Raw genomic sequence first — 21,297 nt, 5'->3', positions numbered from 1 at the left:
GCCAGATCTAGGATTGGCCCCATGCTGAGCAGCGTCTTCGACCTCCAGGCCAACGGCATCGTGATCGGCGTCCATGAGTGGATGCCTGATACCGGCGCACCCGTCGGGGTCGTGCAGGTGGTGCATGGCATGGCCGAACACGGCGGGCGCTACGCAGCACTGGCCGAGACCCTCACCGCCGCCGGCTGGGTCGTCGTGGCTGCCGACCTGCGTGGCCACGGTCGCACAGCCCAGGTGCCGGCCGCCGCCGGAAGCGCGGTAGGCGCTGACCCCCTGGGCAACCTTGGCCACTTCGCTGACAAGCTCGGCTGGCGCAGCGTCGTCGACGACCTGCGGGCCGTCAACCTGCACATCGCCTCACGCCACCCCGACGTGCCCGTCGTCATGCTGGGCCACAGCATGGGCAGCCTGCTCGCCCGCGACTTCGCCGCCTCGTACCCGCAGGCACTGGATGGGCTCGTGCTGACCGGCACCCGAAGGCCGGCCGGACTGATCGGGACTGCCGGCAAGGCGCTGGCCACGGCAATCGTGCGCTCCCGGGGGCCCCGGCACCGCAGCCAGCTGCTTCACCAGTTGAACTTCGGTACCGCCAACGCAGCCTTCAAGCCCACCCGCACCGAGTACGACTGGCTGAGCCGCGACGCCGCCGAGGTCGACGCCTACATCGCCGACCCGCTGTGCGGCTTCACCTGCACGGCCCAGTTCTATGTCGACATCATCGGTGGGCTGGCGCGGGTGAACTCGCGCAAGCAGATGAAGAAGACCCCGAAATCGCTGCCGGTGCTGGTGCTCTCGGGCAGTGCCGACCCCATTGGTGGCGATCGGGCCGCCACAGCTGTCAAGGCGCTGCTGCGCTCGCTGGGCAACAAGCGCGTGCAGGTGGTCAACTACCGCGGTGCCCGCCATGAACTGTTCCACGAGACCAACCGGGTCGAGGTCGTCGGCGACCTCGTGCGGTGGCTGGACGACCTGGGCGCGCCGGACCGTGACAAGGGCAGGGGCCGCGGCAAGTGACCTCGGCCGCGCCAACCCGTGCCGCGGGTGTGCCCCGCCCACTCGACCGGGCCCTGCAGTCGTGGGAGCCGACCCGTGTGCTGCGTGGCACCCCCGATGATGCCTGGACCGTGTTGAGCGAGGCCTCGTCCTGCGTCGCGTTGACCGGGGCGGGCCTTTCGACCGATTCGGGGGTGCCGGACTACCGCGGGCGCGATGCCCAGCGCGGCACCCCGATGCAGTTCGCTGACTTCGTGGGCGATGCGGCGAACCGGCGCCGGTACTGGGCCCGGGCCTACCAGGGCTGGGCGGCGATGGGGCAGGCCACGCCCAACCGCGGACATGTGGCGCTGGCCAACTGGGAACATGGCGGCTGGCCCACCCACCTGGCGGGGTTGATCACCCAGAACGTCGACGGGTTGCACCCGGCGGCAGGCAGTCGGCGGGTGGTGCAGTTGCACGGCAGCATCCACCAGGTCAGCTGCCTGGACTGTGGTGGGTTGACCACCCGCGATGACATGCAGCGCCGGCTGGCCGAGGCGAACCCCGGCGTGGTGGTGCAGGACTGGCGGGGCCATCCCGAGCTTCGTCCCGACGGCGACGCGGTGGTCGAGGACTGGCACGACTTCGTGGTGCCTGACTGCCTCGCCTGCGGCGGGTCGCTCAAGCCCGACGTGGTCTTCTTCGGCGAGACCGTGCCTCGTCCACGGGTCGACCAGGCACGCGCCTGGGTCGACCACTGCGATGCGCTGTTGGTGGCCGGGTCATCGCTGTCGGTGATGTCGGGGTTGCGGTTCGTGCGCCAGGCAGCCGGCAGGGGAGTGCCGGTGGTGATCATCAACCACGGCGCCACCAGGGGCGACGACCTGGCAACCGTACGGCTCGACGGGTCGGTCTCAGACCTTCTCGAGGCGCTGGTGCGCCACTGAGGGCGGCGCACATCGCAAGGGCTGACTACAGCCGCACGACCCTGCCGCTGCGCAGGCGTCCGATGACCAGGCAGACCAGGAAGATCAGGAACGACACTGTGGTGACATAGGGGCTGATCGGCAGGCCTGGGCCGAGCGAGAGCAGGATGCCGCCGACGGCTGCCGTGACCGCGAACAGCACCGACAGCACCGACAGCCACCCCGGGTGACTGGTCAGCCGCGCCGCCGCGGCGGTGGGGGTGATCAGCAGCGACAGCACGAGCAGCGCTCCGACCAGTTGCACAGCCATCGCCGTCGTGAGGCCCAGCACGACCATGAAGACGATCGAGAGCAGGCGCAGGGGCACACCCCTGGCCACGGCGACCTCGGGGTCGACGGACACGAAGTACAGCGGGCGCCAGATGATGGCCAGGGCGATGGCCACCACGACGGCGACCACGGCGAGCACGGTGAGCTGGGTGCTCTCGACGGCCACGATCTGTCCGGTCAGCAGACCGAACTTGTTGGACGAGCGGCCCTTGTACAGCGACAGGAACAACACACCCAGGCCCAACCCGAAGGGCAGGAAGATGCCGATGACGGCATTGCGTTCACGCGAACGTGCGCCGAGCAGGCCGAGCACGACGGCCGCGAGCACCGAGCCGACGATGGCACCGCCCGAGACGCTGAAGCCCAGGTAGAGCGCCGCGGCGGCACCGGCGAACGAGAGTTCGCTGGTGCCGTGCACGGCGAACGACAGGTCGCGGGCGTGGATCATGGGGCCGATGAGCCCGGCGATCACGCCCAGGATGAGCCCGGCGAGCAGCGATCCCTGCACCAGGGGCACCAACTGGGCGAAGTTGTCGAAGTTGATGATCTGGTTCACGAGAGCGGCACCTCGTCGGAGTGGTCATGGTGGTCATCGTGGGCGTGCTCGTGTTCGTGGTGCGGCTCTTCTTCGGCACCGAACACGAGGATGCGGTCGTGGTGGCGCAACACCTCGATGGGTGAACCGAACAGGTCGGACAGTGACTCGCTGGTGATGACCTCGTCGGGTGTGCCCACCCGCGCATTGCCCTCGGCGAAGTACACGACCCTGTCGACGATCGGCAGGATCGGGTTGATTTCGTGGGTCACGAAGAGCACGGCGATCTGGTGTTCGCGGCGCATCGTGTCGATCAGATCGACCACCTGCTGCTGGTGGGCCAGGTCGAGGCTCAGCAGCGGCTCGTCACACAACAGCACTGCGGGCTCGGTCACCAATGCCTGGGCAATGCGCAACCGCTGGGTCTCCCCGCCCGAGAGCAGGCCGATGGGCTTGTCGGCATAGGATGAGGCCCCCACCATCTCGATGGCGGCGTCGACCTTGCGCCGACGCTCGCGGGAATGCAGGGGCAGCCCCCAGCGGTCGCCGTCCAGCCCGAAACGCACGAGGTCGCGGCCCCGGATGGCGGCGCGCCCGTCGAGCGTCTTCTGCTGCGGCACGTAGCCGATGCGACGTGACCCCAGCCGGATGGGCTCGCCGGCGACGCGGGCCTGCCCATGGGCGAGGGGTACCTGGCCCAGCAGCACCCGCAGCAGCGTGGTCTTGCCCACGCCGTTGGGGCCCAGCACGGCGATGAATTCGCCGGGCGCCACATCGATGTCAAGGTGGTCCCACAGCGGTCGTCCATTGAATGACACACAGGCATTCTCAAGATGGACAGCGGGGGCAGCGCCGGCAGGGCTCACGGGTGTGGTGCTCACTTCTCGGCCGTCAGCGCGTTGATGGCGTCGCCCACGAACGTGACGTAGTCGCTGACACCTTCGGGGAACGTTTCGTAGACCTTCACCACGCGCGATCCGGTGGCAGTGGCCCTGTCGACCAGGGACTTCGAGATGGCGTCCTCGGTCTGGCCGTTGACGACGAGCACCTTGGCCTCGGTGCCGATGAGCTGACGGGTCTTCTCGACGACGGCGACAGAGGGCCCGGCCTCGGACTCGGATTGGCGGATGTAGTCGGCCGGGGTGACATCGTCGAGGCTCAGGTCTTTGAGCAGGTATTCGGCGACCGATTCGGTGCTGACCACCTTGGTGCCGGGGTGGGTGGCCGACCAGTCCTTGGCGCGCTTGGTGATCGCGGCGATCTGGTCGGCGAAGACCTTGGCGTTCTCGGTGTAGGTCGTGGCATTGGCGGTGTCGGCCTGCCCGAACGTCTCGGCGAGCTTGTTGGCCACGGTCACGGCGAGCGCCAGGTCATAGAAGACGTGTTCGTTGGCGCCTTCCGCGAGCCCGGACAGGGCGAAGGCGTCGACCAGGGTCGGCTTCTTCTCGGCCGACCCGGCCAGCTGGGTGGCCCAGGCGTCGTAGCCACCACCGTTGACGACGGCCACCTTGGCGGTTGACATCGTCAGCTTGTCCTGCGCCGTGGCCTCGTAGTCGTGGGGGTCCTGGTCGGGGCTCTTGACCACACTGGTCACCTTCACCAGGTCACCGCCGACGGCCTCGGCGATCGAGCCCCAGACGATGGTCGAGGCGACCACCGACAGCTTGTCACCGGACGAGCTGGTGGTGGTGGTGCCGCAGGCCGACAGCACGGTGGCCGAGGCCGTGAGGGTGGCAGCGAGGCCGAGCAGACCGCGGCGGGTGAGGGTGACAGACATGAGGCTCCAGAACGACGAGGTAACTGATAACGATTATCATATAGCCTTGCCGGGACGGTGCAAATCGAGCAGCACCTGCACTTGCGGCGCATACAACCCCATGATGTCCAGGGCCTTCTGGTGGTTCTCGTCGGACGAGCCTGCGCACCCGTCTGCCACCACGGTGACATGGGCCCCGGCATCGGCAGCGGCGAGCACCGTCGAGATCACGCAACAATCGGTCGACACGCCCACCACGACCAGGTGGGGATTCGGCCCGGTGATGGCGAGCAGGTCAGCCCCGAACTTGCCGAACGTGCGCTGGTCGAGGGTGGCACCCGTGCCAGTCGCGGCGCTGAGGCCCTCGGCCCAGATGTCGGCGGCGCTCTCGACCAGGTCGAACAGCGGGTTGTCGTCGGGCAGATCGGCGAACGGCCAGGCCTCGAAGTATTCCTTCCACGACCCGGACCGGTCACGGGCCGGCAGCCAACGGGTCAGCACGACGCGGCCCGCATAGTGTTCCGCGAGTGCGCGCACGGGTTCGATGGTGGCCGCGAACCGCGGTGCGGCCCAGTCGCTGCCCGGGTCGGCGAAGATGCGCTGGTGGTCGACGACCACCAACCAGGCCTGGTCGGGCGGGGGCAACCCGGGTGCAGGCGGCGCGGTCATGCCTCGTCCTGCTGGCCGGCTGTGACCTGGTCAGCCTCCTGGCGGCGCACGACCGGGCGACGGGCGAACCACGTCACCACGAAGCCGAGCGCCAACGCCACCAGTACGCCCAGGTTCGCATATGGCCAGTTGCCGCCCCAGGCGGTCACGCCGTCGACGACCTCTTTGGTGCCGAGCCCGAGCGGTTCGAGCAGGTAGCCCTGCCAGTTGTTCCAGGGGGCGTCGGCGGCGAAGGAGTTGACGACAAGGCCCCAACCGATCGCGGCGCAGGCGGCCATCGTGGCAATCGAGATCCAGCCCCACGAGCCGTAGCGGCCGGAGGCGTCGAACAGCGCCTTCTCGTCATAGGGCTTGCGGCGCAGGGCGATGTCTGCGCACATGATGCCCGCCCAGGCCGCCAACGGCACACCCAGGGTGATCAGGAAGCTCTGGAACGGCCCGATGAAGTCGGTCGCGAAGAACACGACCCAGATGGTGCCCAGTGTCAGGATGAGGCCGTCCACCGCCGCAGCGGCCGGGCGCGGCACCTTGATGCCAAGACTCAGCAGCGTCAGCCCCGATGAATAGATGCCCAGCACGGCGCCACTGATCAGGGTGAGGATCGCCACCACCAGGAATGGCAGCAGCGCCCAGCGCGGCAGCAGTGTGGCCAGCGCGCCGATGGGGTCGGCGCCGACCGCACCCGCGTAGTCTGGCGACGAGCCGACCAACAGCAGGCCGAAGACCACCAGCAGCACCGGGGCGACGGACCCGCCGAAGGTGTTCCAGAAGACGATGGACCCCGCGCTGGCGGTGCGCTTCTGGTAGCGGGACCAGTCGGCGGCGATGTTGACCCAGCCGAGCCCGAAGCCGGTCATCACCATCACCAGGGCCCCGATCGCGTTCTGCCAGGGGCCGTGCGGATAGTTGGCGACGACGGCAGCCCAGTCGATCTTCGGGATGGTCAGGATCATGAACAGCACGGTGAAGGCGCCGGTCACCCAGGTGAGCACCGACTGCAACTTCATGATCGTGTGATAGCCCAGCACCGAGGCCACCACGACGATGGCGGCGATGGTCAGGCAGGCGACGATCTTCGTGGTGGTGCCGTGGCTCCAGCCCAACTGGTCGAAGATCGTGGCCGTGGCGAGAGTGGCCACGATGGTCAGGCTGGTCTCCCAGCCGATGGAGGTGATCCATGAGACCAGGCCCGGCACCTTCTGCCCGTGGACGCCGAAAGCAGCCCTGCTCAGCACCATCGTCGGCACCGAACCGCGCTTGCCGGCGATGGCGATGATGCCGCAGATCAGAAAGCTGAAGATGATGCCGATGACGGCCACCAGGGTCGCCTGCCAGAACGAGATGCCGAAGCCGAGCAGGAACCCGCCGTAGCTCATGCCGAAGACGCTCACATTGGCGGCGAACCAGGGCATGAACAGGTCCCGCGGCTTCGCCGTCCGGTCGGCCTCGGCGATGACATCAATGCCCTGGTGTTCGACCAGGCCGGGCGTGGTGGTGGCGGTCGTCGCCGCCGTCGTGTCCGCACTCATGGCTTGCACAGTAGACCCACCAGCGGCACTAGTCGATGCGCGAGTCCTCGAACGTGAGGGTCATGAAGACCACGTCGAGCCAGTGGCCGAACTTGCGGCCCACCTCGTCGAGTCGTCCGGCGACCGTGAAGCCCAGCTGCTCGTGAAACTTGATGCTGGCCTCGTTGTTCGCGTCGATCGCGCCCACCATGACGTGCACGCCGCGCCCCCGGGCTGCGTCGATGAGGGCCGACATCAGCATCCGTCCCACACCACCGGCGCGTCGGTCGGCCGTCACGTACACCGAATGCTCGACGGTGAAGGCATAGCCGGCCTTGTCGCGGAAGGCGCCGTAGCTGGCGAACCCCACCACCTGCGGTGCGGTGCCATGTGGGTCCGCGTCGCCCGCGACGTATTCCGCCACGAAAACGGGGAACTGGTGGCGTTGCTTGGCCTCGAACCACTCGAGCCGCTCGGCAACACTGACGGGGGCAAGGTCATAACTGGCCGTCGTGCCGACCCCGCTCTCGTTGTAGATGGCAGTGATGGCCGGCATGTCTGCGGTGGTGGCAGAGCGGATGGTCAGCGGCATGGCGGTGACAGTAACACGACGGCTGCAGGGCGCCGTCTCGTGGCAGACTTCACGGATGTGACCACTGAGCAGAGCACCACCCAGCCCGCCGTGACCAGGGCCGAGCGCCTGGACCGGCTGGCGTTCAACCGCCGGCACGGGCGCCTGCTCGTGGGCTCCGGGCTTGGCTGGGCGCTCGACGCGATGGACGTCGGGCTGATCAGTTTCGTGATGACCGCGCTGGCAGTCGAATGGCAGCTGGGGCAGGGGCAGCTCAGCCTGATCGGTTCGATCGGCTTCGTCGGCATGGCCGTGGGTGCCGCGCTGGGCGGGCTGCTCGCCGACAAGCTCGGCCGCCGTCAGGTCTTCGCCATCACGCTGCTGGTCTATGGCGTGGCGACCGGGGCTTCGGCGCTGGTGGGTTCGGTCGCGGCCCTGATCATCCTGCGGTTCATCGTGGGGCTGGGGCTGGGGGCCGAGCTGCCGGTGGCCTCGACCCTGGTCAGCGAGTTCGCGCCGCGGCGCATCCGCGGACGCATGGTGGTGGCGCTCGAGGCGTTCTGGGCGCTGGGATGGATCCTCGCGGCCCTGCTCGGCTACCTGTTGATCCCGACCGTCGACAACGGCTGGCGCTGGGCGCTCGCCGTCGGGCTCGTGCCCACGCTGTACGCCGCCGTCGTCCGGTTCGGGCTGCCCGAATCGGTGCGTTTCCTCGAGTCGAAGGGCCGCGATGCCGAGGCCGAGGCCGCCGTGCGCCAGTTCGAGCAGGCCGGCCCCGTCGTCCACACCCCGGACGCGCCGGCGCCTGTCGACGTCGAGGCGACCGAGGCCGATGCCGCCGACGCGTCGCCGTCGCTCTGGTCGCGCCCACTGCGCCGACGGACTGCCGCCCTGTGGATCGTCTGGTTCATGATCAATCTGTCGTACTACGGCGCGTTCATCTGGATGCCCACGCTGCTCTTCCAGGACGGTCACACCCTGGTCAAGTCGTTCCAGTACACGCTGATCATCACGCTGGCCCAGATCCCCGGGTATGCGGCGGCTGCCTGGCTGATCGAGACCTGGGGTCGGCGCCCCACGCTGGCGACGTTCCTGGTCGGTTCGGCCGTCAGTGCAGCGCTGTTCGGGCTGGCCGACGCGCCGTGGCAGATCCTGGCGACCGGCTGCGCCCTGTCGTTCTTCAACCTCGGTGCCTGGGGCGCCCTGTATGCCATCGGGCCCGAGTTGTACCCGACCTCGGTGCGTGGACGAGGCACTGGCGCGGCAGCCGCATTCGGGCGCATCGCCTCGATCATCGCCCCGCTCAGCGTGCCGGTGCTGCTCAAGGCCGGCGGGCACCCGCTGACGTTCGGGGTGTTCGCCGCAGCGTTCGTCGTGGCTGCACTGGCGACCCTCGCGCTGCCCGAGCAGAAGAACCGGTCACTGGTCGACTAGCGCTGGCCGACCCCATTCACGGGGCTGCCCTGCGCCTGTCACAGCCCTGTCCTAGTATCACTTCATGGCAGACAAGTCGCCCACGGACGCCGAACCGATCGAGACGGACGGCGCTGCCCTGCGCGGCCAGTCCGCTCAGCTGGCGCGGCGCCACGCCATCGCCGAACTCGTGTTCCGGCGCGGGTCGGCGTCCATGGACGAACTGGTCACCGCTGTCGGCGTCTCGCTGATGACGCTGTACCGCGACATCGCTGCGTTGGAAGAAGCGGGCATCCTCACCCGGCACCGGGGCAAGGTGAGCGCCCTGGCGTCCGGTTTGCACGAGGCGGGGGCGGGGTTCAGGCTCGAGACCAATGTCGAGGCCAAGGCCGAGATGGCGGCCCATGTGGCGCGCATGATCGCACCGGGATCCTCGATCCTGCTCGACGATTCCACGTCGGGGGCGTGGGTGTTGCGCGCACTGCACGACCTGACCCCGCTGACCGTCATCACCAACTCGCTGCTGGTCGCGCGTGAGGTCTCGACGCGCTCGGACGTGAAGTTGCTGCTCACCGGCGGGGAATACCAGGCATGGGCCGATGCCATGCTCGGGCCCACGGCGCTGGCGATGCTCACGACGGTGCGGGCCGACTATTGCCTGCTCTCGGCGAGCGGGCTCGAGGACGGGGTGGCGTACCACCCCTACCAGGACGTGGCCGAGGTCAAACGTGCCATGTTGCGGGCCGGACGACGCAAGGTGCTCATGCTCGACCACACCAAGTTCGCCCGCCGGGCCCTGCATGCCTTCGCCGACCTGGGTGAATTCGACACCGTTCTCGTTGACCACCGCACGTCTGCGGAAGACTTGCAGATGCTGGCCCGCCACCACGCCCGGGTGATGGTGAGCGCACCGCTGGGGGGTGGTGCAACTTCGTGAAATTCACACGTAGCCGTGTTCAAACTATAGTCGTTCGTGTTATTTTGGATCTGATCACAAGGGAGTGAGGCAGCGACCTGCCGCCCCACGCACCGTGCCACACAAGGAGACAATGATGGGATTCCGTGTCGTTCTGGCCTGCGACAGCGCAGGTGTTGAGTACCGTGATGCGATCAAGGCCGACCTGGCCAAGGATCCGCGGGTTGACGAGGTCATCGACGTGGGTGTCGAGGCCGGCGACAACACTGCCTATGCCCACCCCGCCGTCGCAGGTGCCCGCAAGATCGCGGCCGGCGAGGCTGACCGGGGCATCTTCGTCTGCGGCACTGGCATGGGTGTGGCCATCTCGGCCAACAAGGTGCCCGGCATCCGTGCATCGGTCGCGCACGACTCGTTCTCGGTCGAGCGTCTGGTGAAGTCGAACAACGGCCAGGTGCTGACCCTCGGCCAGCGGGTCATCGGCGTCGAACTTGCCCGCCGCCTGGCCAGCGAGTTCCTCGACTACACCTTCGATGAGAGCTCGCCCTCGGCCCCCAAGGTCGAGGCCATCTCGTCGTATGAGAAGCCCGAGCAGGCCTGACGCCCCACAACTGAAGGACGAGTTGCTATGAGCCAGACCCCGGCGACCGCTGTTTCGGAGCCCACCGAACTGTACGACGCCTATGTCTTCGACATGGACGGCACCATCTACCTGGGTGACCACCTGTTGCCCGGGGCAGCCCGGATGATCAACGAACTGCGGCGCCGGGGGATTGGCGTCCGCTTCCTGTCCAACAACCCGACCAAGGACCCGGAGCAGTACGCGACGAAGCTCGCGAAGCTGGGCCTGCCGACCGACATCAAGGACATCGCCAACACGATCGTCACCACGGCCGGTTGGCTCAAGCAGAACCACCCGAATGCGGTGCTGTTCCCGATCGCCGAAGAGCCGCTGTGCAACTACCTGCGCAACGAGGGCTTCGAACTGAGCGATGACCCCGAGAAGATCGACATCGTCATCGCTTCGTACGACCGCACCTTCGATTACCGCAAGTTGCAGATCGCCTTCGATGCCCTGTGGTTCCACAAGCGTGCCTTCCTGGTGCAGACCAACCCCGACAAGTACTGCCCGTTCCCGGGTGGCCGCGGTGAGCCGGACTGTGCGTCCATCGTTGCCGCCATCGAGGCATCGACGGGTGTGAAGTGCCAGGCCAACTTCGGCAAGCCCGACCCGATCATGCTGACCGAGGCCCTGCGCGGCTTCGGGGTCACCCCGGACCGTGCCGTGATGGTCGGCGACCGTCTGGGCACCGACATCAAGATGGCCGTGGACGGCGGCATGACCTCGGCGCTGGTGCTGACCGGCGACTCGACCCTTGAAGAGGCCCAGGCCCTTCCCGGGGCCGAGCAGCCGACCTACATCCTCGACCGCATCGACAAGCTCATCCCCGCCCACATCTGGGACGAACTGGGCTGGACCGTCGACAACGACGAGTGAGCGTCGACGCGACACCTCGCGAGCTGAACAACTGAATACCCGGCCGGCGGGTGGCGTCCCAGCCACCCGCGTGGCCGATGCGCCACGTGGGCGCCACCACCAGTAGAGCCCGGTGCCCGGGCAGTCAGAAAGGCATTGTTCAATGACGAACCCCGTTGATTCCAGCGACGGCTTCTTGATGGGTATCGACTTCGGCACCGAGAGTGTCCGGGTCGCCATCTTTGACACGAAGGGCACCCCGGTGACCTTCGCGGCGACGGCCTACAAGACCACGCATCCGCGCGGCGGTTGGGCCGAGCAGGATCCCGACGAGTGGCTGCGCTGCCTCGAGGCATCCAGCCACAAGGCCCTCAGCAATGCCGGCATCCCTGCGGCGTCAATCGTGGGCATCTCGTTCGATGCCACCACGATGACCGTGTGCGCGCTGGATGAAAACGGTGGCTCGCTGCGCCCGGCCATCATGTGGATGGACGTGCGCGCGACCCAGCAGGCCGCGCGTGCCGAGGGTGCCGGCAAGTTCGCGCGCCTCTACAACGGCAATGGCACCGCGCCGTCGTCGGCGGAGTGGTACCCGTTCAAGGCCGCCTGGCTGCGCGAGAACGAGCGCGAGACCTATGACAAGGCCTTCCGCCTGATCGATGCCCCTGACTGGATCACCTACCAGCTCACCGGCGAGTGGACCATCAATATCAACTCGGCGGCGCACCGCATGTACTACAACGGTGACCAGGGCGGCTGGGACCACGACTTCTACGAGGCCATCGGCTGTGGTGACGTCTTCGACAAGCTGCCCGAGCGCGTGCTGCACCTGGGTGAGGTCATCGGCCCGCTGACCCCCCGGGCAGCCACCCTGCTCGGCCTGCGCCCCGGCATCCCCGTCGCCCAGGGCCCGGCCGACGCGTGGGCTGGCCAGATCGGCCTCGGCGTGGTCACCCCCGGCAAGATGGCCCTGATCACGGGCTCGTCCCACGTGCTGACCGGCCAGTCGGCCGACCCGATCCATGGTGCCGGTTTCTTCGGCTCGTACACCGATGGCGTGGTCAAGGGCCAGTACACCGTCGAGGGCGGCCAGGTCTCGACCGGTTCGGTGCTCAAGTGGTTCAAGGACAACTTCGCCCGCGACATCGTCCATGCGGCCGACCGCACCGGGCTGAACGTCTATGACCTGCTGAACCAGAAGTCGAAGGACATCCCGCCGGGCTCCGACGGCCTCATCGTCAACGAGTACTTCCAGGGCAACCGCACCCCGTACACCGACGGCAAGGCCCGTGGCATCTTCTGGGGCCTGTCGCTCAACCACGGCCTGGAGCACATGTACCACGCCATCCAGGAGGGCGTCTGCTACGGCACCGCGCACAACCTGCGTGCCATGGAGGCCCAGGGCTTCAAGGCGACCGAGATGGTGGCCTGCGGCGGTGCCACCAACAGCCGCGGCTGGATGCAGATGCATGCCGACGTGACCGGTGTGCCGATCACGCTGACCGAGGTCGGCGACGCCGTCGTGCTCGGTTCGTGCATGCTCGCCGGTGTGGGTGCCGGGGTGTACTCGTCCATCCAGGAGGCCGCCGACAACATGGTCAAGGTCACCGAGACCATCGAGCCCCGCGCCGACGTGCACGAGGAGTACAAGTTCTACGTCGACCAGTACTGCGACGCCTACCCGGCGCTGCGCGACCTGGTCCACAAGGGCGTCGACCACGAAGCGGCGAAGTGACCCTGCTCTGACTGCGTGACTGCCCGGACGAGCGCCTGCTCGTCCGGGCAGTTGCGCGTCAACCCACGTGCGATGGGCTGGTCTGATCAGGTCTGTACATGTCTGGTCAAGTGTTCATCGGGAGGGGGGCGGTGCTGCACGTTCGCCTGAACCGGGTGTGAGCATCTTCACACCCGCGGGGCCCCGAACTAGCGTGTGGCGAATGCGCGCCATCGCGCTGTTCTCTTCCGAAAGGGCCCAGTTCAATGTCGAACACACCAGCATCTGCCGACGGCTACTTGATGGGTGTCGACTTCGGCACCGAGAGTGTGCGAGTCGCCATCTTTGACACCCGCGGCACCCCGATCACATTCGCCGCCACGCCGTACAGGACCACCCACCCGCGGGCCGGCTGGGCCGAGCAGGACCCGGCCGAGTGGATGAGCTGCCTCGAGGCCTCGAGCCACAAGGCCCTGGCCAACTCGGGCATCTCGCCCGCCTCGATCCTGGGCATCTCGTACGACGCCACCACGACGACCGTGCTGGCGCTCGACAGCGAGGGCCGCCACCTGCGCCCGGCCATCATGTGGATGGACGTGCGCGCCACCAAGGAGGCCGCCGAGGCCGACCACTCCAGCTCTGTCGCGCGCCTGTACAACGGCGACAGCACCGCACCCGCCTCGGCGGAGTGGTTCCCGTTCAAGGCCGCCTGGCTCAAGAACAACGAGCGTGAGACCTATGACAAGGCCTTCCGCATCGTCGACGCCACCGACTGGGTCACCCACATGCTCACCGGCGAGTGGACGCTCAGCATCAACACCGCCGCGCAGCGCATGTACTACAACCGCGACCAGGGCGGCTGGCCCACCGACTTCTACGAGCACCTCGGCATCGGCGACATCTTCGACAAGCTGCCCACCGAGGTGCTCGACCTCGGCACCCGCGTCGGCAGCCTGTCGCCTCGCGCTGCCACGCTCATGGGCCTGCTGCCCGGCATCCCGGTCTCGCAGGGCTCGGCCGACGCGTGGGCCGGCCAGATCGGCCTCGGCGTGGTCACCCCGGGCAAGATGGCGCTGATCACCGGCTCGTCGCACGTGATCACCGGCCAGTCGGCCACCCCGATCCACGGTGCCGGTTTCTTCGGCTCGTACACCGACGGTGTCGTCAAGGGCCAGTACACCGTCGAGGGTGGCCAGGTCTCGACCGGCTCGGTGATGAAGTGGTTCAAGGACAACTTTGCCCGCGACCTGGTGCAGGCCGCCGAGCGCACCGGCCAGAACGCCTATGACCTGATGAACGCCCAGTCGAAGCACCTCGCCCCCGGCGCCGATGGCCTGATCATCAACGAGTACTTCCAGGGCAACCGCACGCCCTATGTCGACGGCAAGGCACGCGGCAACATCTATGGCCTGTCGCTGCACCACGGCCCCGAGCACATGTACCGCGCGATCCAGGAGAGCATCTGCTACGGCACCGCCCACAACCTGCGGGTGATGCAGGCACAGGGCTTCCACGCGGACGAGATCGTCGCCTGTGGTGGCGCCACCCGGGGTCGCGACTTCATGCAGATGCATGCTGACGTCACGGGCGTCCCCATCACGCTCACCGAGGTGGGCGACGCGGTCGTGCTCGGCTCGTGCATGATGGCCTCGGTCGGGGCAGGGGTCTACTCGTCGCTGCAGCAGGCCGCCGAGAACATGGTGACCACCCGCGAGACCCTCGAGCCGCGCGCCGACGTGAACGACGCGTACCAGTTCTACCTGGACAAGTACACCGAACTGTTCCCCAAGGTGCAGGACACCGTGCACGAGATCGTCGACCACGTCGCATCGCGCTGAGGCGCAGCAAGTGACCCTTTGACCACACGCGCCCGGCGCCGCCAGACCATCTGTGCGGCGTCGGGCGTTTCCTTTACCAATCCGTGACCCGGCGACCCCATGACTGTGCCTGCACCATAGACTCTGCAGGACATCGGGCTGTCCCGCCGGACATGAGGGCCGTCATCGCCACAGGAAGGATCACATCCGTGACTGAGAATCCCACCAATGGAGTGAGCTGGAACGAGCAGGACCAGCGCGCCGTTGACACCGCGCGGATCCTCGCCGCAGACGCGGTCGAGAAGGTTGGCAACGGCCACCCCGGCACCGCCATCTCGCTGGCGCCGATCGCCTATGCGCTGTACCAGAAGATCATGAACTTCGACCCGGCCGACGACCTGTGGCTGGGCCGTGACCGCTTCGTGCTGTCGGCGGGCCACTCGTCGCTGACCCAGTACACCCAGCTCTACCTCGCCGGTGCCGGCCTCGAGCTGGACGACATCGCATCGCTGCGCACCTGGGGTTCGAAGACCCCCGGCCACCCGGAATACGGCCACACCCGGTTCGTCGAGACCACCACCGGCCCGCTGGGTTCCGGCATCTCGAACGCCGTGGGCATGGCCATGGCGGCACGCCGTGAGCGCGGCCTGTTCGACCCCGAGGCCCCCGCAGGCGAAAGCCCGTTCGACCGCTTCGTCTACTCGATCGCCGGCGACGGCTGCATGCAGGAGGGTGTCGCTTCCGAGGCCAGCTCGCTGGCGGCGACCCAGAACCTGGGCAACCTCATCCTGATCTACGACGACAACCACATCTCGATCGAGGGCGACACCAAGATCGCCTTCAGCGAAGACGTCCAGGCCCGTTACGACGCCTACGGCTGGCACACCCAGCACGTCGACTGGACGCACGGTGGCACCGAGTACCGCGAGGACATCGACGCCTTCTTCGCAGCCATCGAAGAGGCCAAGAAGGTCACGGACAAGCCGTCGTTCATTCGCGTGACCACCGTCATCGGCTGGCCGCTGCCCACCCTGGCGGGCAACCACTCGGTGCACGGTTCGAAGCTGGGCGCCGAAGAGGTCTCCGGGCTGAAGAAGGTGCTGAACTTCGAGGACACCCCGTTCGCCGTCGACCAGGCCGCCGTGGACTACTCGCGCAAGAGCGCTGCCGACCGCGGCAAGGCGCTGCATGATGCCTGGAACGAGAAGTTCGAGGCGTGGAAGACCGCCAACCCCGAGCGCGTCGCCCTGCTCGACCGCGTGTCGAAGCGCGAGCTGCCCGCGGACCTCGAGCTGCCGGTCTTCGACCAGCCCAAGATGTCGACCCGCAAGGCGTCTGGTGAGGTGCTGAGCAAGCTGGCCGGCCAGCTGCCCGAGCTGTGGGGCGGCTCGGCCGACCTCGCCGGTTCGAACAACACCACCATGAAGGGTGAGCCCTCGTTCCTGCCCGAGGAGCGCCAGAGCCACGAGTTCAGCGGCAACCCCTACGGCCGCACGCTGCACTTCGGCATCCGCGAGCACGCAATGGGCGGCATCGTCAACGGCATCACCCTGTCGGGCCTGACCCGTCCCTACGGTGGCACTTTCCTGGTGTTCAGCGACTACATGCGCCCGGCCGTCCGACTGGCCGCGCTCATGAAGGTGCCGAGCACCTTCGTCTGGACCCACGACTCGGTGGGTGTGGGCGAGGACGGCCCCACGCACCAGCCGATCGAGCACCTGGCCGCGCTGCGCGCCATCCCGGGCCTGGACATCGTGCGCCCGGCCGACGCGAACGAGACCGCTGCCGCATGGAAGGCGATCCTGGAGCACACCGACCGCCCGGCCGGCCTGATCCTGTCGCGCCAGGACCTGCCGATCGTCGACCGTGCGGCCGGCTTCGCCAGCACCGACGGTGTCGCCAAGGGTGCCTACGTGCTCAAGGAGGCCTCGGCCGAGCCGAAGCTGATCATCATCGGCACCGGCTCTGAGGTGCAGCTGGCCGTGGGCGCTGCCGAGAAGCTCGAGGCCGAGGGTGTGCCCACCCGCGTCGTCTCGATGCCCTCGCAGGAGTGGTTCGAGGAGCAGAGCGATGAGTACAAGGAGTCGGTGCTGCCGGCTGCGGTCACCGCGCGCGTCAGCGTCGAGGCCGGCATCGCCCTGGGCTGGAGCAAGTACGTCGGCCCCGCCGGCGCCAGCGTCTCGATCGAGCACTTCGGTGCTTCGGCTTCGGGCAACAAGTGCTTCGAAGAGTTCGGCTTCACCGTCGACAACGTCGTGGCCACTGCCAAGGGCGTGCTCTGAACCGCTGAGCTGACCTGAACTGACCTGCCGCAGGGCGTCCCCGGATGGGGGCGCCCTGCGCTGCGTCCGGGGTCTAGGCTGTGCCGGTGACCCAAGCTCGCGCCAACCCTGCTGAATCGACGACTGCTGAATCGGCCACAGGTGGCGGGTTGCCGCGGGGCACGAACCTGGCGCTGCTCACCGGGATCGCGTGCTATGTCATCTGGGGTGGCTTCCCTCTGTTCTGGCCCCTGCTGGATGCGGCCTCGCCGGTCGAGGTGCTGGCCCACCGCATGGTCTGGTCGTGTGCCTCGGCGCTGGTGGTCATGCTGGTGGTCCGCCACCCCTGGGGGTGGGTCAAGCAACTGAGCGGCCGCAGCTGGCTGCTGCTGGTCGCCGCCGCAGTGGTGATCTCGTTCAATTGGGGCGGGTTCATCTATGCGGTGAACTCGGGCCACGTGGTCGAGTCGTCGCTCGGCTATTTCATCAATCCGCTGGTCAGCCTGGTGCTTGGGCGGGTGGTGTTCGGCGAACGGCTCGATGCCCGCGGCAAGGTTGGCGCAGCGCTGGCCTTCGCAGGCGTGGTCATCATCGCGGCGGGCAGCTGGCGCACCCTGTGGATCTCGCTGCTGCTGGCGGGCACCTTCGGGGCCTATGGTGCGTTGAAGAAGTCGCTCACGATTCCGGCGCTGCCGGGCCTGCTGGTCGAGTCGGGCATCATGCTCGTGCCCAGCCTGATCTACCTGTTCGTGCTCGAGTCACGGGGCCAGGGCCACTGGACCGCGCCGAACATGTGGTGGCTGTTCATGCTGGGCGGGTTGCTCACCATGGTGCCGCTGTGGCTGTTCGCGATCGCTGCCAAGGGCCTGCCGCTCGGCACAGTGGGCGTGCTGCAGTACATCGCGCCGACGAGCCAGTTCTTGCTGGGGCTGTTCGTGTTCGGCCAGCATGTCAGCGCCGGCTACTGGGCCGGGCTGGTGGTGGTCTGGATCGGCTGCTTGGTCTACCTGTCGGGCATGCTGCGCCAGACCCGGCGACAGTGAGCCCAGCTGGCCCCCGGGCACTACAGACTGGCTGCATGTCTGCCCCTCGGCTTCCTGCTGAACTCGCTGAGCTCGTCCAGTCGCAGGACGGGGTGATGACGCGTACCCAGGCATTGGCGGGCGGGCTGAGCCGCACCCAGCTGCAGCGACTGCCGGACCGGGGGTGGCAACGGTTGCTGCGCGGGGTCTACTCCTGCGCCGGTGATGGCTGGCAGCAGCGGGCCTGGGCCGGGGTGCTGGCCGGTGGGCCACGCGCCACGCTGGGCGGACTGGCAGCGGCGAAGCTGCACGGTCTGCACCGGGGCCCCGTCGACCTCGTCGAGGTGCGGGTGCCGCCGTCGGCGAGTGCTGTGCGCAGTCAGCCCGGCTGGGTGTTCCGCCGCGGTGATCGTCTGGGCATCGGTGCACCGGCACGCCTGCCGGTGGAACAGACCGTGCTCGACCTGTGTGCTGGGGCGGGCATCGATGAGCAGGCCGGCTGGTTGACCGGTGCGCTCGTGAAGCGCCGGACGACCCCGGCCCGGCTGCGGGCGGCACTTGAGGGGTCGACACGCTTCAAGGGACGAGCCTCGGTCGTGCAGCTGGTCGAGTGGCTGGACGGCGGCATCGAGAGCCCGCTGGAGCTGCGGTATCGCCGCGATGTCGAGCAAGCGCACTCGCTGCCGGCGGGGGAACGGCAGCGCTCGATGAGCAAACGCAAGCGCACCGATGTCGTCTATGCCGAATGGAACACGCTCGTGGAGCTCGATGGCGAGCTGGGCCACCGGGGTGAGGGTGAGGTGCGTGACGCGTGGCGTGATGCCGAGCACCTGGCGATGGGGCTGGGCACGATGCGTTTCGGCTGGCTCGACATCCTGCACTGTCCGTGTGGCGTGGCGGCCTGGTGGCGCGGGTGTTGCGCCAGTGCGGGTGGCAGGGCTACCCGAAGGCATGTCCTGCCTGCGGAACCTGACCGACAGTGAGTGGTTGCGGCCCGAGCCGCGGGCGTAAACTGGGGCATGGCCGTGACGTGTCGTCCAGCACTGGCGCTGGCGCTCGCAGTGGTGCTCGCCGCGTGTTCCCGAGGGGGCGTTGTCAGCCCGCCCGCGTGGACGACGAGCGCGCCCGCCGCCGGGACCTCCACGACGTCCGCGGCCAGTTCGACCGCGACACCCGCCCCACCCAGCCCGCCCATGAGTACGCCCGCGGCGTCCACGCGCGCCACGTCGGCGGCCCCGACCACGACCCAGCCGACCACCACGCGTCCGCCCACCACCCCCGACTACTCCCGCTACTCGAACACCAACCTCAGCTGGTGGTACTTGCCCGGCAGCCCGACCAGCCAGGACAAGCCCGCCGCCATCGATGCCGACGTGGCCGACCTGATCAGTGACTACGACGTCATCTGGCGGCGCACCACCAGCCAGAAGGTCGTCTTCCTCACCATGGACGAGGGCTATGAGTTCGAGCAGAACTCCACGAGGATCCTGGACATCGCCGCAGCGAAGAACGTGACGATCACCTTCTTCATCACCGGTGGCTTCCTGAAGTCCCACCCCGACCTCGTGCGGCGCATGCTGCGTGAGGGCCACCAGGTCGCCAACCACAGCGAGCGGCACCTGCGCCCGCCGCTGGCGCTGGACTCGTCCACGGACACGTTCGTCAACGACGTCCGCAACCTCGAACGCGACTACCTCGCCATGATGGGACGACCGATCGCCAGGCTCTACCGACCACCCGAGGGCGGCTACAGCGAACGCAGCCTCAAGATCACCCAGGACCTCGGCTACACCACTGTCTTCTGGAGCTTCGCCTACGCGGACTGGGACACTGCGAACCAGCCCGACCCCGCCGCGGCCCGGCAGAAGATCCTGGGCCAACTGCACCCCGGCTCGTTGCTGCTGCTGCACACTGTCTCGAGCACCAACGTGGCGATCCTGGGCGAGGTCATTGACGGCATCCGGGCCAGGGGTTACGTGATCGGTCAGCTCTGAGCCGGCAGCGAAACCTGACCCCGGCCCAAAAAAGTTAGCTAGACTAACCATGTGCCGAAACCTGCGAACCCCACCGACCGTGTGTCGATGTTCGCCAGCTTCAGTGTGTTCAACTACCGCCTGTTCTGGATCGGCGCACTGGTCAGCAACGTCGGTGGCTGGATGTTCTCGGTTGCCAACCAGTGGATGGTGCTCACCGAGCTCACCGACCATTCCGCGACGGCGCTGGGCTATGTCACCGCGCTGAACTTCGCTCCCATGGCAGTGCTGGCGCCAGCCGCCGGGGCGCTCACCGACCGCCTCGACCGTCGCAAGATGCTGCTGGTCACCCAGACGCTCCTGGCGCTCACCACGTTCGCCGTCTGGGGCATCTACGAGACCGGGCAGATGAAGCTGTGGGTCTCGTTCCTGATGGCATTCATCACCGGCTGCATCAATGCGTTCGACATGCCGGCGCGCCAGAGCTTCGTCTCTGACATGGTGCCCGCCAGGCTCATCCCCAATGCCATCGGGCTCAACTCGGCCCAGTTCAATGCCGCCCGGCTGTTCGGCCCCGCAGTGGCCGGCCTCGTCATCGCCGCATTCGGCATCGGGCCGGCATTCCTGATCAACGGCATCTCGTTCGCCGCCGTGCTCGCGGGGCTCGCGTTCATGCGACCCCATGAACTGATCGAGTCGCCGAAGACCGCCGGGGGGCGGGGTGCGGTGCTCGACGGCATCAAGTACGTCGCCGGGCGCCCGGACATCCTGGTCGTGCTCGTGGTGGTCTCGGCACTGTCGATGTTCGGCATGCAGTTTCCGCTCACCAACGCGCTGATGGCCACCACCGTCTTCGGCAAGGGTGCCGAGGAGTTCGGCCTGCTCGGCTCGGCCATGGCCATCGGCACCCTCGGCGCTGCGCTGCTCGCCGCCCGTCGTGCGCGGCCGCGTTTCCAGGTGATGCTGGTGGCGCTGGCCGGGTTCGCGGTCTCGCTGGTGCTTGCTGCCATGGCACCCAGCTACACGTTCTACATGGTCATGCTCATCCCGCTCGGGTTGTGCGCCATCACCGTGCTGACCAACTGCAATGCCATGGTGCAGATGACCGCCGATCCGGCGTTTCGGGGCCGGGTGCTGTCGGTCTACCTGGCGGTCAACATGGGCAGCTCACCCATCGGTGCCACGCTGCTGGGCTGGGTCGCCGAGCAGTGGGGGGCGCGCAGCGCCCTGGGCCTCGGTGGCATCGTCACCGGTCTGACCGCCGTCGGGGTCGCACTGGTGCTGGTGCGCCGCGACAACCTCGAGGTGCGCCTGCGGCCCGTGTGGCCGCCGCACCTTGACGTGCGCGCCAGGGCAGCCGCGGTCGACCCCGTCGTCGCCGAGGGGCAGGCCCGCCAGTAGGGGGTGGGTCAGGGTTGCCCCTGACAATTAGGC

Annotated in this window: 19 protein-coding genes; 13 read left to right on the top strand and 6 right to left on the bottom strand. The window is 67.9% G+C overall.

Annotated elements, in window-relative coordinates; genetic code table 11:
* The first annotated feature begins 21 nt into the window (after positions 1-21).
* A complete protein-coding gene (locus ACQCX5_RS07260) occupies positions 22-1,014 on the top strand; it encodes an alpha/beta fold hydrolase (RefSeq protein WP_434541365.1) in 993 nt (330 codons plus the stop codon).
* Positions 1,011-1,922 (top strand): Sir2 family NAD-dependent protein deacetylase, encoded by a 912-nt coding sequence (locus tag ACQCX5_RS07255; RefSeq protein WP_434541364.1) that lies wholly within the window; start codon positions 1,011-1,013, stop codon positions 1,920-1,922. Before ACQCX5_RS07260 ends, ACQCX5_RS07255 begins: the two co-directional genes overlap by 4 nt.
* Before the next feature lie 25 nt (positions 1,923-1,947).
* Here the strand turns inward: ACQCX5_RS07255 and ACQCX5_RS07250 are convergent, their stop codons facing one another.
* From ACQCX5_RS07250 to ACQCX5_RS07225, 6 genes are read right to left on the bottom strand one after another with little or no spacing between them, the layout of a single operon-like run.
* Positions 1,948-2,787 (bottom strand): metal ABC transporter permease, encoded by an 840-nt coding sequence (locus ACQCX5_RS07250; RefSeq protein ID WP_434541363.1) that lies wholly within the window; start codon positions 2,785-2,787, stop codon positions 1,948-1,950.
* On the bottom strand, positions 2,784-3,584 hold the full coding sequence (locus ACQCX5_RS07245) for a metal ABC transporter ATP-binding protein (RefSeq protein WP_434541362.1): 801 nt from the start codon (positions 3,582-3,584) through the stop codon (positions 2,784-2,786). Before ACQCX5_RS07245 ends, ACQCX5_RS07250 begins: the two co-directional genes overlap by 4 nt.
* A 59-nt stretch (positions 3,585-3,643) precedes the next feature.
* Entirely contained in the window at positions 3,644-4,543 is a 900-nt protein-coding gene (locus ACQCX5_RS07240) for a metal ABC transporter solute-binding protein, Zn/Mn family (protein ID WP_434541361.1), read from the bottom strand.
* Between the two features lie 36 nt (positions 4,544-4,579).
* Entirely contained in the window at positions 4,580-5,191 is a 612-nt protein-coding gene (locus ACQCX5_RS07235; RefSeq protein ID WP_434541360.1) for a cysteine hydrolase family protein, read from the bottom strand.
* Positions 5,188-6,720: a purine-cytosine permease family protein gene (locus ACQCX5_RS07230; protein ID WP_434541359.1), complete on the bottom strand. Its 1,533-nt coding sequence runs from the start codon at positions 6,718-6,720 to the stop codon at positions 5,188-5,190. Before ACQCX5_RS07230 ends, ACQCX5_RS07235 begins: the two co-directional genes overlap by 4 nt.
* A 28-nt stretch (positions 6,721-6,748) precedes the next feature.
* Positions 6,749-7,291 carry a GNAT family N-acetyltransferase gene (locus ACQCX5_RS07225; protein ID WP_434541358.1) on the bottom strand — a complete coding sequence of 181 codons (543 nt, stop codon included), beginning with the start codon at positions 7,289-7,291 and terminating at the stop codon, positions 6,749-6,751.
* Positions 7,292-7,348: 57 nt separating this feature from the next.
* On the opposite strand from ACQCX5_RS07225, the gene ACQCX5_RS07220 reads away from it, so the two are divergent.
* The 11 genes from ACQCX5_RS07220 (at position 7,349) to ACQCX5_RS07170 (ending at position 21,264) form a co-directional block, all read left to right on the top strand.
* Complete coding sequence (locus ACQCX5_RS07220) at positions 7,349-8,704, top strand: MFS transporter (RefSeq protein WP_434541357.1); 1,356 nt, start codon at positions 7,349-7,351, stop codon at positions 8,702-8,704.
* Between the two features lie 64 nt (positions 8,705-8,768).
* The gene (locus tag ACQCX5_RS07215) at positions 8,769-9,620 is read left to right on the top strand and encodes a DeoR/GlpR family DNA-binding transcription regulator (RefSeq protein WP_434541356.1); all 852 of its coding nucleotides are present in this window, start codon (positions 8,769-8,771) and stop codon (positions 9,618-9,620) included.
* A gap of 115 nt (positions 9,621-9,735) precedes the next feature.
* Positions 9,736-10,200 (top strand): ribose-5-phosphate isomerase, encoded by a 465-nt coding sequence (locus ACQCX5_RS07210; RefSeq protein WP_434541355.1) that lies wholly within the window; start codon positions 9,736-9,738, stop codon positions 10,198-10,200.
* A 27-nt stretch (positions 10,201-10,227) separates the two neighbouring features.
* The gene (locus ACQCX5_RS07205; RefSeq protein ID WP_434541354.1) at positions 10,228-11,097 is read left to right on the top strand and encodes an HAD-IIA family hydrolase; all 870 of its coding nucleotides are present in this window, start codon (positions 10,228-10,230) and stop codon (positions 11,095-11,097) included.
* Between the two features lie 142 nt (positions 11,098-11,239).
* Positions 11,240-12,811, top strand: coding sequence for an FGGY-family carbohydrate kinase (locus ACQCX5_RS07200; protein WP_434541353.1), 1,572 nt, complete (start codon positions 11,240-11,242; stop codon positions 12,809-12,811).
* 245 nt (positions 12,812-13,056) lie between these two features.
* The gene (locus tag ACQCX5_RS07195; RefSeq protein WP_434541352.1) at positions 13,057-14,628 is read left to right on the top strand and encodes an FGGY-family carbohydrate kinase; all 1,572 of its coding nucleotides are present in this window, start codon (positions 13,057-13,059) and stop codon (positions 14,626-14,628) included.
* A gap of 188 nt (positions 14,629-14,816) precedes the next feature.
* Positions 14,817-16,889: a transketolase gene (tkt, locus tag ACQCX5_RS07190; RefSeq protein ID WP_434541351.1), complete on the top strand. Its 2,073-nt coding sequence runs from the start codon at positions 14,817-14,819 to the stop codon at positions 16,887-16,889.
* 86 nt (positions 16,890-16,975) lie between these two features.
* Positions 16,976-17,911 carry an EamA family transporter RarD gene (gene rarD, locus ACQCX5_RS07185; protein ID WP_434541350.1) on the top strand — a complete coding sequence of 312 codons (936 nt, stop codon included), beginning with the start codon at positions 16,976-16,978 and terminating at the stop codon, positions 17,909-17,911.
* A gap of 35 nt (positions 17,912-17,946) precedes the next feature.
* Positions 17,947-18,873: a hypothetical protein gene (locus ACQCX5_RS07180; protein WP_434541349.1), complete on the top strand. Its 927-nt coding sequence runs from the start codon at positions 17,947-17,949 to the stop codon at positions 18,871-18,873.
* Between the two features lie 210 nt (positions 18,874-19,083).
* Positions 19,084-19,884 carry a polysaccharide deacetylase family protein gene (locus ACQCX5_RS07175; protein ID WP_434541348.1) on the top strand — a complete coding sequence of 267 codons (801 nt, stop codon included), beginning with the start codon at positions 19,084-19,086 and terminating at the stop codon, positions 19,882-19,884.
* Positions 19,885-19,935: 51 nt separating this feature from the next.
* Positions 19,936-21,264 (top strand): MFS transporter, encoded by a 1,329-nt coding sequence (locus ACQCX5_RS07170; RefSeq protein ID WP_434541347.1) that lies wholly within the window; start codon positions 19,936-19,938, stop codon positions 21,262-21,264.
* Positions 21,265-21,297 lie beyond the last annotated feature (33 nt).

Source organism: Aestuariimicrobium sp. G57, assembly GCF_050110855.1.
GTDB lineage: Bacteria > Actinomycetota > Actinomycetes > Propionibacteriales > Propionibacteriaceae > Aestuariimicrobium.
This window is presented reverse-complemented; position numbering and strand designations above follow the sequence as displayed.